This is a genomic window from Serinicoccus hydrothermalis (assembly GCF_001685415.1).
Taxonomy (GTDB): Bacteria; Actinomycetota; Actinomycetes; order Actinomycetales; family Dermatophilaceae; genus Ornithinicoccus; species Ornithinicoccus hydrothermalis.
Map to the genome: position 1 here is coordinate 1989919 of NZ_CP014989.1, position 13947 is coordinate 2003865.

11 protein-coding genes are annotated in these 13947 nt (G+C 72.6%); 5 read left to right on the forward strand and 6 right to left on the reverse strand.

Annotated elements, in window-relative coordinates:
• Positions 1-2: 2 nt before the first annotated feature.
• Positions 3-923 carry a methylisocitrate lyase gene (gene prpB / locus SGUI_RS09175; RefSeq protein WP_066639095.1) on the reverse strand — a complete coding sequence of 307 codons (921 nt, stop codon included), beginning with the start codon at positions 921-923 and terminating at the stop codon, positions 3-5.
• Entirely contained in the window at positions 920-2425 is a 1506-nt protein-coding gene (locus SGUI_RS09180; protein WP_066639097.1) for an MmgE/PrpD family protein, read from the reverse strand. The genes prpB and SGUI_RS09180 overlap by 4 nt, the downstream gene beginning before the upstream one ends.
• Positions 2426-2673: 248 nt before the next feature.
• Here SGUI_RS09180 and SGUI_RS09185 point away from each other — a divergent pair, with 248 nt between their 5' ends.
• On the forward strand, positions 2674-4524 hold the full coding sequence (locus tag SGUI_RS09185; protein ID WP_066639098.1) for a Na+/H+ antiporter: 1851 nt from the start codon (positions 2674-2676) through the stop codon (positions 4522-4524).
• A 15-nt stretch (positions 4525-4539) separates the two neighbouring features.
• On the forward strand, positions 4540-6207 hold the full coding sequence (locus SGUI_RS09190; protein ID WP_066639102.1) for an NAD(P)/FAD-dependent oxidoreductase: 1668 nt from the start codon (positions 4540-4542) through the stop codon (positions 6205-6207).
• 27 nt (positions 6208-6234) lie between these two features.
• On the opposite strand, the gene SGUI_RS09195 is transcribed toward SGUI_RS09190, so the two are convergent.
• On the reverse strand, positions 6235-7155 hold the full coding sequence (locus SGUI_RS09195; RefSeq protein WP_066639105.1) for an exodeoxyribonuclease III: 921 nt from the start codon (positions 7153-7155) through the stop codon (positions 6235-6237).
• Between the two features lie 130 nt (positions 7156-7285).
• Here SGUI_RS09195 and SGUI_RS09200 point away from each other — a divergent pair, with 130 nt between their 5' ends.
• Positions 7286-7723, forward strand: a complete 438-nt coding sequence (locus SGUI_RS09200; RefSeq protein WP_066639112.1) for a hypothetical protein — start codon at positions 7286-7288, stop codon at positions 7721-7723.
• A gap of 95 nt (positions 7724-7818) precedes the next feature.
• On the opposite strand, the gene SGUI_RS09205 is transcribed toward SGUI_RS09200, so the two are convergent.
• On the reverse strand, positions 7819-9105 hold the full coding sequence (locus SGUI_RS09205; RefSeq protein ID WP_066639115.1) for a serine hydrolase domain-containing protein: 1287 nt from the start codon (positions 9103-9105) through the stop codon (positions 7819-7821).
• 111 nt (positions 9106-9216) lie between these two features.
• A complete protein-coding gene (locus tag SGUI_RS09210; protein ID WP_066639118.1) occupies positions 9217-11574 on the reverse strand; it encodes an excinuclease ABC subunit UvrA in 2358 nt (785 codons plus the stop codon).
• Positions 11575-11664: 90 nt separating this feature from the next.
• Between SGUI_RS09210 and SGUI_RS09215 the strand changes: the two genes are divergently transcribed.
• Together SGUI_RS09215 and SGUI_RS09220 are read left to right on the forward strand one after the other, a co-directional pair.
• Positions 11665-12690, forward strand: coding sequence for an endonuclease/exonuclease/phosphatase family protein (locus SGUI_RS09215; RefSeq protein WP_066639119.1), 1026 nt, complete (start codon positions 11665-11667; stop codon positions 12688-12690).
• A 52-nt stretch (positions 12691-12742) separates the two neighbouring features.
• Positions 12743-13540, forward strand: a complete 798-nt coding sequence (locus SGUI_RS09220; protein ID WP_066639120.1) for a hypothetical protein — start codon at positions 12743-12745, stop codon at positions 13538-13540.
• On the opposite strand, the gene SGUI_RS09225 is transcribed toward SGUI_RS09220, so the two are convergent.
• Positions 13525-13806 carry a DUF1540 domain-containing protein gene (locus tag SGUI_RS09225; protein ID WP_066639122.1) on the reverse strand — a complete coding sequence of 94 codons (282 nt, stop codon included), beginning with the start codon at positions 13804-13806 and terminating at the stop codon, positions 13525-13527. The two genes, SGUI_RS09220 and SGUI_RS09225, sit on opposite strands and share 16 nt — an antisense overlap.
• Positions 13807-13947: the final 141 nt, after the last annotated feature.

Consider the following 13947-nt stretch of genomic DNA (forward strand, 5'->3'; position numbering starts at 1 on the left):
CCTCAGTGGTCGCCGGGGACGGCGAAGTCGAAGATGTCGGCGTCGAAGCTGCTGTAGTCGGCATACCGCAGCACCTCGTAGAGACGGGCGCGGGTCTGCATCTGCGGGACGAGCTCGGCCTGCGTGCCCTCCTGCGCGATCGTGGCGAGCGAGGCCTCGATGGCGCCCATCGCCAGGCGCTGCAGGGTGACCGGGTAGATCACCATGGACACGCCGGCGTCCGCGAGCTGGGCGGTCGTGAACAGCTCGCTCTGCCCGAACTCGGTCATGTTGGCGAGGATGGGCACGTCGAGCGCCGTGGCGAAGGCCTCGAACTCGGAGAGGTCCTTGAGCGCCTCGGGGAAGATGACGTCCGCCCCCGCGTCGGCGTAGGCCTTCGCCCGCTCCAGCGCCGCGTCGAAGCCCTCGACGGCGCGGGCGTCGGTGCGGGCGCAGAGGACGAACTCGGGGTCGGTGCGCGCCACGACCGCGGCCCGCACCCGGCGCAGCATCTCCTCGGTGGAGACGACCTGCTTGCCGTCGAGGTGGCCGCAGCGCTTGGGGTTGACCTGGTCCTCCAGGTGGGCCCCGGCCAGCCCGGCGCGCTCCAGGCCGGTGACGGTCCGCGCGACGTTGCTCGGCTCGCCGAAACCGGTGTCCGCGTCGATGAACGCGGGGAGCGAGGTCATACCCGCGATCTCCTGGCCGCGCCCGATGACCTCGCTGGCCGTCGTCAGCCCGATGTCGGGCAGCCCGCGCTCGGCCGCGAGGACCGAGCCGGAGATGTAGACGCCCTCGAAGCCGGCCTGCTCGATGAGGGGCACGGACAGCGGCGTGAACGCACCGACATACCGCTGGATCCGCCCGGACGCGAGCCCGGCGCGGAACGCCTGACGGCGCCGGGTCGGCGCGAGGACGCCGTCGCTCGCCTCGGCCGCGCTCACCGGAAGATCCCCTGCGGGCCGACCTCGAGGGTGAGGGCGTCGGCGACGACGTTGAGCTCGTGCAGCCGTCCGGCCGGGAGGTCGGCCAGGCCGGAGACGACCTCGAGGAAGCGGTCCTGCTCGGCCGGGCTCGCGACGCCCTCGGCGAGGGTGCGGAACTTGGTGACGTACTGCTCCCGCGCGAAGGGCCGGGCCCCGGCCGGGTGCGCGTCCGCGACCGCGAGCTCATCCGCGACCACCGTGCCGTCCTGGAGCGTGATCTCGACCCGGCCGCCGAAGGCCGGCTCGGTCGCGTGGTAGGCCTCGGTCCAGCGTGGGTCCTCCACGGTGCTGATCTTGTGCCACAGCTCGACGGTCGAGGGGCGGCCCGCGCGCTCGGGGGTGTAGGAGTCGACGTGGTGCCAGTCGCCGTCCTCGAGCGCCACCGCGAAGATGTACATGATCGAGTGGTCCAGGGTCTCGCGGGAGGCCTTGGGGTCCATCTTCTGGGGGTCGTTGGCCCCGGTGCCGATGACGTAGTGCGTGTGGTGGCTGGTCTGGATGAGGACCGACTCGACCTGCGACAGGTCCGGCACCTGCTCGCGCAGCCGCACCGCGAGGTCGATGAGCGCCTGGCTCTGGTACTCGGCGGAGTACTCCTTGGTGTAGGTCCGCAGGATCGCCCGCTTGGGCTCGCCCGGGCCGGGCAGCGGCACCTGGTAGTGCGCGTCCTTGCCGTCCAGCATCCAGGCGATGACGCCGTCCTCGCCCTCGTAGATCGGCGCCGGCGCACCCTCACCCCGCACCGCCCGGTCGAAGGCCTCGATCGCGGCCTTGCCGGCGTAGGCCGGGGCATACGCCTTCCAGCTGGAGATCTCGCCCTTGCGCGACTGCCGGGTCGCGGTCGTCGTGTGCAGCGCCTGGCCGATCGCCTGGTAGGTCACCTCGGTCGGCGCCCCGAGCAGGGTCCCGAGCCCGGCCGCGGCGGACGGGCCGAGGTGGGCAACGTGGTCGATCTTGTGCGCGTGCAAGCTGATCGCGCGGACCAGGTCGACCTGGATCTCGTATCCGGTCGCGAGCGCCCGCAGCAGGCTCGCACCGTCGGCGCCGACGTGCTGGGCGACCGCCAGGATCGGCGGGATGTTGTCACCGGGATGGGAGTACTCCGCGGCGAGGAAGGTGTCGTGGTAGTCCAGCTCGCGGACCGCGGTGCCGTTGGCCCAGGCCGCCCACTCCGGGGAGACCCGCGCCTCCGGGTCCCCGAAGATCGCCGCACCCTGCGCGCCGTCGGCAGGGGTGTGCCGGTGGGCGAGCGCCTGGTCGCGCGCCACGACCGCGGGGCGCCGGTTGACCGAGGCGAGCGCGACCGAGGCGTTGTCGATGACCCGGTTGATCACCATGTCGGCGACCTCGGCCTCGACGGCGACCGGGTCGGCGGCGACCTCCGCGATCTTCCAGGCGAGCTGGTCCTCCCGGGCCAGCTCGTCGGCGCTGGGGTGGACGCGCACGTCGTGCGTGATCATCACTTCTCCTCGGTGAGCGGAACGGTCGTGCCGCGCACGCCGGGGGCCGGCGTGGGCTCGCACGGTCGGGGTGAGCTGGCCCCAGGCTAGCCATGCCGCGAAAGTGCCGTAGCGTCAAGCCCGGGGTGAGGGCTCTCCCCGGCCCCCTCTGCCCGAATTCGACCTCTGGTTCCGTCGCCCTGGCGAGCAGACGAGTAGTCGAATTCGGGCGAGGGGGGCCGGATCGGGCGAGGGGGGAGAATGGGCCCGTGGACATCGCCCTCGTGCTGGTGCTGCTCGCCCTCGTCGTCATCGTCGGCGAGTCGATCTCCGAGCGCCTCGGCGCCCCGGCCCCGCTGCTGCTCACCGTCCTGGGCATCGCCCTGTCCTTCGTGCCCGGCGTGCCGGAGATCCACCTGGAGCCGGAGATCGTGCTCATCGGGCTGCTGCCGCCGCTGCTGTGGACCGCGTCGCTGTCGACCTCCCTGGTGGACCTCAAGGCCAACATCCGGCCGATCATGCTGCTCTCGGTCGCCGCCGTGCTCGTCACCGCGCTCGCCGTCGCCGTCGTGGTCCGCGCCCTGCTGCCCGACATCGGTTGGCCGATGGCGCTGGCGATCGGCGCGGTCGTCGCGCCGCCCGACGCCGTGGCGGCGACCGCGGTGGGCCGGCGGATCGGCCTCCCGCGGCGGGTGGTCTCGGTCCTCGAGGGCGAGTCGCTGCTCAACGACGCCACCGCCCTCGTGGCCCTGCGCACCTCGATCTCCGCGCTGGCCGGCGGGGTCAGCGCGCCCGGCGTCGCCGGCGACTTCCTGCTCGCCGCCGGGGGCGGCGTGCTCGTGGGGCTCGTGGTCTACAAGGTCGTGGCGTGGGTGCGGAAGCGGCTGCGGGACCCGCTGCTGGACACGGCGGTCTCCTTCGTCACGCCCTTCGTCGCCTACCTGCTGGCCGAGACGATCTCCGCCTCCGGGGTGATCAGCGTGGTCGTCGCCGGCCTGCTGCTCAGCCACCGCTCCTCCACCCTGCAGACCGCTCAGGGGCGGATCGTGGAGACCACGACCTGGCGCACCATCTCCTTCCTGCTGGAGAACGTCGTCTTCCTGCTCATCGGGCTCCAGGCGCGCTGGATCGTCGAGGACCTGTCCGGCACCGACCTGTCGCTCGCGACCATCGTGGGGGTACCGCTGCTCGTGCTGCTCACGGTCGTCGTGGTGCGCATGGCGTGGGTGCACCTCACCCGGCCGCTGCTCGGGAGCCGGCTCGGCGACCGGCGCCGGCCGGCGGGTGCCGCCGAGACCACCCTCATCGGCTGGGCCGGTATGCGCGGCGTCGTCACCCTCGCGGCGGCGCTCGTCCTCCCCGAGGACGCGCCCTACCGCGACCTGCTGCTCCTCGTCGCCCTCACCGTGGTGGCGGGCACTCTGCTCGTCCAGGGGCTCACGCTCCCGGCCCTGACGCGCGCCCTCCGCGTGAGCCCGCCCGACCCGGCCGACGACGCCCTGGCCCGCGCCACCCTGCTGCAGCAGGCCGCGACCGCAGGGCTGGAACGGCTGGAGGAGCTCGAGACGCCGGACAACGCCGACGCCGCGCGGACGATCCGGCAACGGCTGGACCAGCGGACCTTCGCCGCCTGGGAGCAGCTGTCGACGACCGAGGGACGGCAGTCGCCGTCCGACGCCTACGCCGAGCTGCGCCGCGCGATGATCGTCACCGAGCGGGAGCGCATCCTGCACATCCGCGCCAAGGGCAAGGTCCCCTCGCCCGTGGTCCGGCAGGTGCTCGGCATGCTCGACCTCGAGGAGTCCATGATCGACTCCTCCGCGAGCGCCCGGGAGGACATCAGGGCCACCGGCAGCGACGCCCACCTGCAGTGCCCAGAGCTGCGGGCCTACCCCGTCGGACCGGCGCCGGAGGACCCCCGCTGCGAGATCTGCGAGCAGGAGGGCCGCGAGGTCGTCGCGCTGCGGCAGTGCCTCGAGTGCGGCAACGTGGCCTGCTGCGACAGCTCGACCGGGCAGCACGCCACCGCCCACTTCCACGAGACCGGGCACCCGGTCATCCGGTCGGCGGAGCCGGGCGAGAGCTGGCGCTGGTGCTACGTGCACCACCTCGCCACCTGACTAGGCTGGCGCGCGGTGACCCACACGCCGGCCGTCGTCGTGCTCTCCGGCACGCACCTGGACACCCTGCTGCCGCAGTTCGCGCGCTACAGCGGGGAGTATGCCGTCATCCCCACCAGCACCCCGCTCGCCGCGAAGCAGCTCATCTCCACCATGGTCGCCGACGGCATACCGATCGCGCTGCTCGTCGTCGACCACCCGATCGCGGGGGTGGAGACCGAGCACGTGCTCGCCGCGCTGCGCCAGCTGGTGCCGACCGCGCGCCGGATGGCCGTCTCGCACTGGGACCACTTCCGGCAGGGCGCCGCGGAGATGCGCACGCCCGTCGCCACCGGCGCCATCGACGCCTTCATGCTCATGCCGCGCGGGAAGCGGGACGAGGAGTTCCACGTCGCCGTCGGCGAGCTGCTCAACGACTGGAACGCCACCGTCGCCACCCCGGAGGTGGAGACGATCCAGATCATCACCCCGGAGAAGGACGCGCTCACCCGCGAGCTGCTGGATTACCTCGGCCGGGTCGGCATGCCGACGGGGGTGCACACGCCGGACAGCGAGACCGGCGAGCGGGTGCTGGCGCGGCTGGGCGAGGACGAGCCGCGGTGGCCGGTCGTCGCCACCCACGACGGGCAGGTCGCGGCGGTCCGGTCGGTCCGTGACGTCGCCACCCGGCTCTACGGCCGCCCGGACGAGATCGAGCTCGACCAGGTCGCGGACGTCGCCGTCGTCGGTGCCGGCCCGGCGGGGCTGGCCGCCGCGGTCTACGCCTCGAGCGAGGGACTGCGCACGGTGGTGCTCGAGTCCGAGGCCATCGGGGGCCAGGCCGGGACGAGCTCGATGATCCGCAACTACCTCGGCTTCCCGCGCGGCATCTCGGGTATGCGCCTGGCCCAGCGGGCGCGCCTGCAGGCGATCCGCTTCGGCACGCAGTTCTACACGGGGTGGCCGGCCGTCGAGCTCGTCCCGGGGCGGGACGGCGAGCCGCACCGGGTGGTCACCGAGGGCGGCGACGTGCGGGCGCGCACCGTCGTCATCGCGACCGGCGTGGAGTACCGCCGCCTCGGCATCGAGCCGCTCGAGGAGCTGGTCGGCCGGGGCGTGCACTATGGGGCGGCGATGGCGGCCTCACGGGAGATGGACGGCCGGGACGTCGTCGTCGTGGGCGGGGGCAACTCTGCGGGGCAGGCCGCGGTGCACCTGGCCAGGTTCGCCCGGTCGGTGGCCGTCGTGGTGCGGCGCGACGACCTCTCCTCGACGATGTCGGCATACCTCATCAAGGAGCTGGACGCGAACCCCCGGATCACCGTCTACGGCCGGGCGCAGGTGGTCGACGGCGGGGGCGAGGACCGGCTGGAGTGGCTCGAGTTCGAGCACCGGGACAAGGAGCACCGCACGAGGCTGGAGGTGGGCGGGCTGTTCCTGCTCATCGGCGCCGACCCGCACTGCGACTGGCTGCCGGCGGAGCTGGCGCGGGACGAGCGGGGCTTCGTGCTCACCGGGCGGCAGGTGCCGCAGGAGCGGTGGGACGACGAGCTGCCGCCCGCGCCGCTGGCAACCAGCGTGCCGGGCGTCTTCGCCGCCGGGGACATCCGTGCCGGGAGCATGAAGCGCGTGGCCTCGGCGACCGGAGAGGGCGCGTCCGTGGTGTCCCTCGTGCACGGCTACCTCGACGACCGGCGCCGCTGAAGGACCCGGCTGCGGGCAGGATTGTGCTCAGCCCAGGTCGTAGTCGACGACCACCGGGGCGTGGTCGCTGAGCCGCACCCCGCGGTGGTCCCGGTCCACCTCGGCGCGCACCGCGGAGCGGGCCAGCCGCGGGGTCGCGAGGTGGTGGTCGATCCGCCAGCCCGCGTCGCGGGCATACGCCTGCCCCAGCCAGGACCACCAGGTGTAGGGACCCTCGGTGTCCGGGTGGAGCCGTCGCACGACGTCGACGAGGGTGCGCGGGCAGAGCTGGGCGTCGAACCAGGCGCGCTCCTGCGGCAGGAAGCCCTCGGACTGCTGGTTGCGCCGCCAGGCGGCGACGTCGAGCCGGGTGTGCGCCAGGTTGAGGTCGCCGGTGAGCAGGAACTCCCGGCCGCGGGCGCGCGCGGTCCGCCTGGCGCGGGAGAGCTGCCGGGCGAAGGCGTCGAGGAAGTGCATCTTGCGGGCATACTTCCTGCCGCCGTCCGGGGCCTCGCGCATCCGGTCCGGACGTTGCAGCTCCGCCGGGAGCCCGCCCTTGGGCAGGTACAGGCTGGCCACCGTCAGGGGAGCGTCGGCCAGGTCCACCTCGAGGTAGCGGCCCTCACGGGCATACCGGGAGAGGCCACGGGCGAGGGTGCCGGGGTCGTCGGGGGCGTCGAGGCGGGTATGCCCCTCCCCCGGCGCGCGCAGCAGCACGTCCGCCCCCCAGGTGCGCACCCCGGCGGGGCGCTCGCGGGTGAGGACAGCGACGCCGTTGCGCCCGGCGAGCGAGCCCGGGTCGTAGGCGAGGTGGTAGCCCCCGAAGGCGTCCTCGGGCAGGTCGTCGACGCGGCAGCGGACCTCCTGCAGCGTCACGACGTCGCAGCCCCTCTGCGCCGTCCAGTCGCCGAAGCCGCGACGCAACGCGGCCCGGATCCCGTTGATGTTGACCGAGGCGACGCGCAGCACCCCGCGATGCTACGGACCGGCCGCACGGTCTGCGTCCACCGGCCGCACGGTATGCGCCCACCGGCCGCACGGTATGCGCCCACCGGCCGCACGGTTTGCGCGCGCCGGGCGCGTGGCGCACCGTAGACCCATGAGCGAGCACCCCTACGAGGACGAGAGCGGCATCCGCGACTACAGCCCGGAGCAGGAGGCGGAGGCCGAGGTCAACCTGGACGAGCCGGACGCCACCGCGGACGTCGCCTGGAGCCCGCCGGAGCGGCGGCCGGTGAGCTCGGAGTTCGCCGACGACGACGCTGCCGAGGAGACCATCGACCAGCGGATCTCCCAGGAGGTCCCGGAGGAGGGCACCTCCTACGGGCGCCCGGAGATCGGTGGCGAGGACACCGCCCAGGATCCGGAGACCGAGCTCCTCGGCGGTGACGACCCCGACGCGATCCCGGCCGACGAGGACGTGCTCGGGGCACCTGCCGAGGTCCCGACCACGCGCCCGGAGGACTCTGCGGGTGAACCGGCCGAGGAGGCCGCGCTGCAGGTGCGCGAGGGCGACTGGGACGACGAGCGTCCCTGAGCCCCGCATATCGTGCGGCCGGTCGACGCATACCGCGCGGCCGGTCCCCGCAAACCGCGCGGCCGGTCGACGCAAATCGTGCGGCCGGTCCGTCCTCAGCAGGTGGCGAGGAGCATCGGCACGAGCGCGTCGTTGATGTCGTAGAGCGCGTCCTGGTCCAGCGTCAGGTCGCGACCGGTCACCCCGAGCGCCACCTGGCGTGAGCCGTCGCGCGAGGCAAAGGTCAGGCTGAGGCTGCCGAAGGTCGCGCCGTCGTGACCGTAGAGGTACTCGCCCGGCCGGCACGGGTCGGGCAGGGCGTACATGCCCAGCCCGTAGCCCATCGGGTTCTCCGAGGACGGGGTGATCATCTGCTCCACGCTCGCCGACGAGACCAGGTCACCGCCCAGCAGCGACGTGGTGAGGTCGGAGAGGTCCTCGACCGTCGCGACCGCCGCCCCGCTGTGCGAGAAGACGTCGGGGTCGAAGCCCTCCAGCCCGACCCAGCCGAGCTCGTCGACGAACATCGCCTCGTGCAGCGCGGCACCCTGCAGCCCCGGCTCGTCCGGATAGCGGCTCTGCCCCATCCCCGCCGGGCGCCGGATCCGCTCGGTGACCAACGTCCCCACGTCGGTCCCGGTGGCCTCCTCCAGCAGCATGCCGAGGGCGACGTAGCCGGCGTTGGAGTAGCTGTAGGCCTCGCCCGGCTGGGTCGCCCACGGCACCGCGTTGACGGCGTCGATGTGCTCCTGGTCGGCGTAGTCGCGGCTGATCGCGCTCACGAAGTCGTCCCAGTCCTCCGGGTCCTCGACGTAGGGCGTGATGAGCTCGTAGGTGCCCAGCGGCATACCCGAGGTGTGGCTGAGCAGGTGCCGGACGGTGACGTCCGGGTGGTCCGGGAACAGCCCGGGGATGACGTCGTCGACCGGGGTGTCGAGGGTCCAGGTCCCGGCCTCGACCTCCTGCATCACCAGGGTGGCGATCATCGTCTTGGTGTTGCTGGCGACCCGCAGCGGGCTGCGGTCGAGCGCCGGCGCGGCCCCGTCGAGGCCCCGTTCACCCGCGGACCCGGTCCAGCGCAGCGTCGGGGTCTCCACCCGTGCGGTGACCCCGATGGCGCCGTCGGCGACGAGGGTGTCGATGCCCGACTCGAGCGCGGGCCGCGGGCTCCACGGGACCCGCGCGGTGCCGGGGAGGTCACCGGTCGTCGAGCGCCGCATCTCGGCGGCCTGCGCCTGCGCCGTGGCGGCCGCCTCACGGACGTCCTGCCGCAGCTCCTCGTCACGCTCCGCCGCCGTGGCGAGCTCGTCGACGTCCGCACCCGGGGCGGGTGCGGCGGTGGCCGCGACGGGTATGCCCGCCAGCGCGACGGTGAGGGCGATGGTCGTGGTGCGTCGGTGCATGGTGGACCCCTCCAGGAATCGATGTGTCGAACCGATGCCTGCCACCCTGCCGTCATCCGACGCGGCGCGCCTCCACCCGGAGCAGGACATCGCTCCGCCGGGAGGATGAGATCACGCCCCCGCGCCCACCCACTCGCGCAGGTGCTCCGCGGTGAGCGTGGCGCCGTGCGCGACCATCTCGGCGGGGGTTCCTTCGAAGACGACCTCTCCCCCGTCGTGCCCGGCACCCGGCCCGATGTCGACGACGCGGTCGGCGTTCGCGACGACGGCGAGGTTGTGCTCGATGACGACGAGGCTGTGCCCCTGCTCGACCAGGGTGTGCAGCATGGTCACCAGCCGCTCGGTGTCCGCCAGGTGCAGCCCGGCGGTCGGCTCGTCCAGGACGATCGTCGTGCCCCGGCCGCCGAGCTGGGAGGCGAGCTTGAGCCGCTGCCGCTCCCCGCCGGAGAGCGTGGTGAGGGGCTGCCCGAGCCGTAGGTAGCCCAGCCCGACGTCGACCAGCCGCGCGAGGATGCCCTGCGCCTTCCCGGAGGTGAAGACCTCCGCCGCCTGCGCGACGGAGAGGTCGAAGACCTCGGCGATGTTCAGGCCGTGCAGGGTGTGCTCGAGCACGTCCTCCCGGAAGCGACGTCCCCCGCAGGTCTCGCACCGCGACGGCCCGCCGACGAGCATCCCCTGCTCGGGATAGATGACGCCCTGGCCGTTGCACGAGGGGCAGGCGCCCTCGGAGTTGGGGGAGAAGAGCGCGGCCTTGACGCCGTTCTCCTTCGCGAAGGCCGTCCGGATCGGGTCGAGCAGCCCGGAGTAGGTCGCCGGGTTGGAGCGGCGCGAGCCACGGATCGCGGACTGGTCGACCACCAGCACGTCCTCGCGCCCGCCCAGCGAGCCGTGCACCAGCGAGCTCTTGCCCGACCCCGCGACGCCGGTGACGGCGACGAGCACCCCGGTCGGGAGGTCCACGTCCACGTCCTTGAGGTTGTGCGTCGAGGCACCGCGGATCTGCAGCACCCCGGTGGGCTCACGAAGGTCCTCGCGCACCGGCATACGGTGGTCGAGGTAGTGGCCGGTCGTCGTGCCCGAGGCGCGCAGCCCCGCCACGTCGCCCTCATAGGTCACCGTGCCGCCGTCGTTGCCGGCGCCCGGGCCGATGTCGATGACGTGGTCGGCGGCCTCGATGACCTCCGGCTTGTGCTCCACGACGAGGATCGTGTTGCCCTTGTCGCGCAGCGACTCCAGCAGCGCGATCATGCGGCGGACGTCGTGCGGGTGCAGGCCCACCGTCGGCTCGTCGAAGACGTAGGTCACGTCGGTGAGGGCGCTGCCGAGCTGGCGGATCATCTTGACCCGCTGCGCCTCGCCGCCGGAGAGGGTTCCGGCCTCCCGGTCGAGCGAGAGGTAGCCCAGCCCGATCTCGGTGAACGAGTCGAGCATGGCCGCCAGGTTGCTCACCAGGGGCGCGACCGAGGTGTCCGGTATGCCGCGCACCCACTCGGCCAGGTCGCTCACCTGCATCGCGGTGCACTCGGAGATGGTCGTGCCCGCCACCGTCGCGGTGCGGGCGGCCTCGTTGAGCCGGGTGCCACCGCACTCCCGGCACGGGCCGGTCGTCGCGACCCGCTCCTTGAACTCGATCATGTGCTTCTGCCTCGGCTCCTTGTCGCCGAAGAGGGTGCGCCGGATGCGCACGACCAGGCCCTCGTAGGTGAGGTTGATGCCGGCGAACTTCACCTTGGTCGGCTCCTGGTGCATCAGCCAGTGCCACTCGCGCGCGGAGTAGTCGCCGAGCTTCTTGTCCATGTCCAGCTTGCCGTCGGCGGCGGCGCCCTCGTCGCCGTACATCTTCCAGCCCCAGGTGCCCACGCCGTACCCGGGCACGAGGATCGCCCCCTCGTTGAGCGAGAGGGACCGGTCGACGACGACGTCCTCGTCGATCGCCGCCTGGTGGCCCAGCCCCTCGCAGGCCGGGCACATGCCGCCGATGAACTCGAAGGTCGCGACCTCGCCGTGCGGCGCCTTGCCGTCCTTGTCCACGACCACCCGACCGCTGCCGCTGGCCGAGGCCTGGTTGAAGGAGAAGGCCGAGCTCGGCCCGACGTGCGGCTCGGAGAGCCGGCTGAAGAGGATCCGGAGCAGGGCATACGTGTCGGTGGCGGTGCCCACGGTGGAGCGCGCGTTGGCACCGAGCCGCTCCTGGTCGACGACGATGGCCGCGGACAGCCCGTCCAGCTCCTCGACCTCGGGTCGGCTCGTGACCGGCATGAACGACTGGAGGAAGGCGGAGTAGGTCTCGTTGATGAGCCGCTGGCTCTCGGCCGCGACCGTCCCGAAGACCAGGCTCGACTTGCCCGAGCCGGAGACCCCGGAGAAGACCGTCATCCGCCGCTTGGGGATGTCGACGTCGACGTCCCGGAGGTTGTTGACCCGGGCGCCGCGCACCCGGATGACGTCGTGGCTGTCGGCAGGGTGCATGGGCTGATCGTGCCACGCCCGTATCCAGGCGGCCCCGACATCGCTCTGAGAGGGTAAGCGCAGGCATACCCGAGGAGGCAGGAGAGCCCGATGAACGTCGACGAGCTGTCCGTCGCGACCTTCAACCTCTACAACCTCAACCTGCCGGGTGGCCCGATGTACCAGGACACCGACGGCTGGAGCAGCGAGGAGTATGCCGCCAAGGTCGCCTGGTCGGCGCGCATGCTGCGCGAGTTGGCGCCGGACGTGCTGGGCGTGCAGGAGCTGTGGCACGCCGACGCCCTCGCCGAGGTGGTCACCCAGGCGGGGATGGACGAGGACTACGAGCTGCTGGCCTCACCTGCCACCGGCGACCGGATCGTGTGCGCCGCCCTGGTCCGGCGTGACCTGCTCGTGCCTGGATCGGCGCGCTGGATCGAGGACTTCCCCGAGGACCTGCGCCTGACGTCCTCCGGCGAGGACCCGCAGACCCCGGAGATCGAGGTCGGCATCCGCGGCTTCTCCCGACCGGTGCTGCGCTTCGAGATCGCCCCGCGGGAGGACGAGCCGGTGATCGCCGTCTACGTCTGCCACCTCAAGTCCAAGGCACCCACCCAGATCTGGCGGGAGGGGTGGTACAACGCCGAGCGCGAGCGCTACAAGCCGCACACCACGGCGATCGGGGCCGCGCTGTCGACGATCCGGCGGACCGCCGAGGCGGCCGCGCTCCGGGTCCTGCTCACCGCTGAGACCAAGGGCACGGTCACGCCGGCGATCGTGCTCGGCGACGTCAACGACGGCCAGCACTCCAACACCCTCAACATCCTCACCGAGCAGCCCCGCTACCTCGTCGGTGAGTCACGCGGCGGCGGGGACATCGCGCTCTACACGGCGCAGACGCTGCAGCAGTACCGGGACACCCGGGACGTCTACTACACCCACGTCTACCAGGACCTGCGCGAGTCGCTGGACCACGTCCTCGTCTCCGAGCAGTTCTACGACCACTCCTACCGCCGGCGTTGGCTCTTCGACGGTCTCGTCATCGACAACGACCACCTCAACACCGAGGACCACCGGGCCGACGGGACCGCCGACCACGGCGTCGTCACGGTGCGTTTTCGGCACGATCCCGCCTGAGAGGTATGCGTGCTCTTGCCTGGTGCTAAAGGAGTGAGGTTATCCTTACCTCATGACGAGCACCCCGCCGGTCGTCGGCGCCCAGCCGGACCTCCGCGCCGCCTCGACCCGCTCGACCGCGGCCCGGCTCCTGGACGGCAGCGGCCGCGCCGGACTCGTGGCCTACCGCGAGCACGCCGGACGCTCGCACCAGGTCCTCGCGCACGGCCTCACCCCGGCCGACGTCCTCGCCGTGGCGCTGCCCGCCGGATGCCTGCCGCAGGGCGGCACCTGTCACGAGGTGCGCCTGCGGATCGACCAGCACGGTGCCGACCCCCGGCTGCGGGTCTCGACCGCCAGCGTGCACGCCCTCGCGCACCTGCGCCTCGTGGAGAGCGATGAGCTGGCCGACCTCGTGTCCCTGGACCTGCTGCCCACCGAGGTCCGCTGGGCCGCCGAGGCGGGTGCCCGGGTGGCGCTGCTCGCGCTGGACCGAGTCCTCCTGCACGACCAGGGCGGCGTCACCGCAATCTCCTTCGACGAGCTGGTGGGCTCGACGCGTTTCCCACCGCGGGCAGAGGAGTGGCGCTGCCGCGAGGTGGTGCAGGCCATGGAGTCAGCCCCCCGGCTCGTCACCCAGGTCTGCGAGGGCGGCCGCGACGGCGTCGTCGGCCAGGGTCACCCCACGCCGGAGTCGGTGCGGCCCTTCACCGGGCAGACGGTGCTGGCCGACGTCGACGGCACCGGATGCACCTGGCTGCGCATCGAGACCGAGCGCACGCGCACGGTCTTCGTGCCCTTCGCCGAGCCGGTCGGCAGCCTCGAGGAGCTCGAGGCCGCCGTCGCCGACCTCGGTCAGCTCGCGGTGTAGCTCAGGCAGTTGGCGGTGTCGCCGCCGACCGTGATGGCCTCGGCGGTGCACATGAGGTCCTTGTTGTGCGCGCACTCGAGGCGCTGGCAGGCACCCACGTGCCCCTCGGCGACGGGGAGCCCGCCGCGGACGTCCAGCTCGACGAAGGTGCCGCACGACGCGCCGTTGGAGTCACCGGCGATGGTGACGGCCTCGGCGCTGCACCCGCCCTTGTTGTAGGCGCAGGTGGTGGCGGCACAGGAGGTGATGGCGGTCATCGTGGCCATGATCTTCGGTCCTTTCCTCATCGGTCGCGAAGGTGCTCCGACAGAAGAACGGTAGGCCTGTCCCGACACCCCCCACAAGGACATCGTGCCTGATCAGAGTATGGGCAACGGTCCCTTCCCCGTAATCCGCACACCCGGCGC

Bases quoted from the DNA above. Each gene is read 5' to 3' on its own strand.
- SGUI_RS09225 (WP_066639122.1), bottom strand. From the start codon at position 13,806: ATGGCCACGATGACCGCCATCACCTCCTGTGCCGCCACCACCTGCGCC.
- SGUI_RS09205 (WP_066639115.1), bottom strand. From the start codon at position 9,105: ATGCACCGACGCACCACGACCATCGCCCTCACCGTCGCGCTGGCGGGC.
- SGUI_RS09215 (WP_066639119.1), top strand. From the start codon at position 11,665: ATGAACGTCGACGAGCTGTCCGTCGCGACCTTCAACCTCTACAACCTC.
- SGUI_RS09200 (WP_066639112.1), top strand. From the start codon at position 7,286: ATGAGCGAGCACCCCTACGAGGACGAGAGCGGCATCCGCGACTACAGC.
- SGUI_RS09180 (WP_066639097.1), bottom strand. From the start codon at position 2,425: ATGATCACGCACGACGTGCGCGTCCACCCCAGCGCCGACGAGCTGGCC.
- SGUI_RS09220 (WP_066639120.1), top strand. From the start codon at position 12,743: ATGACGAGCACCCCGCCGGTCGTCGGCGCCCAGCCGGACCTCCGCGCC.
- SGUI_RS09210 (WP_066639118.1), bottom strand. From the start codon at position 11,574: ATGCACCCTGCCGACAGCCACGACGTCATCCGGGTGCGCGGCGCCCGG.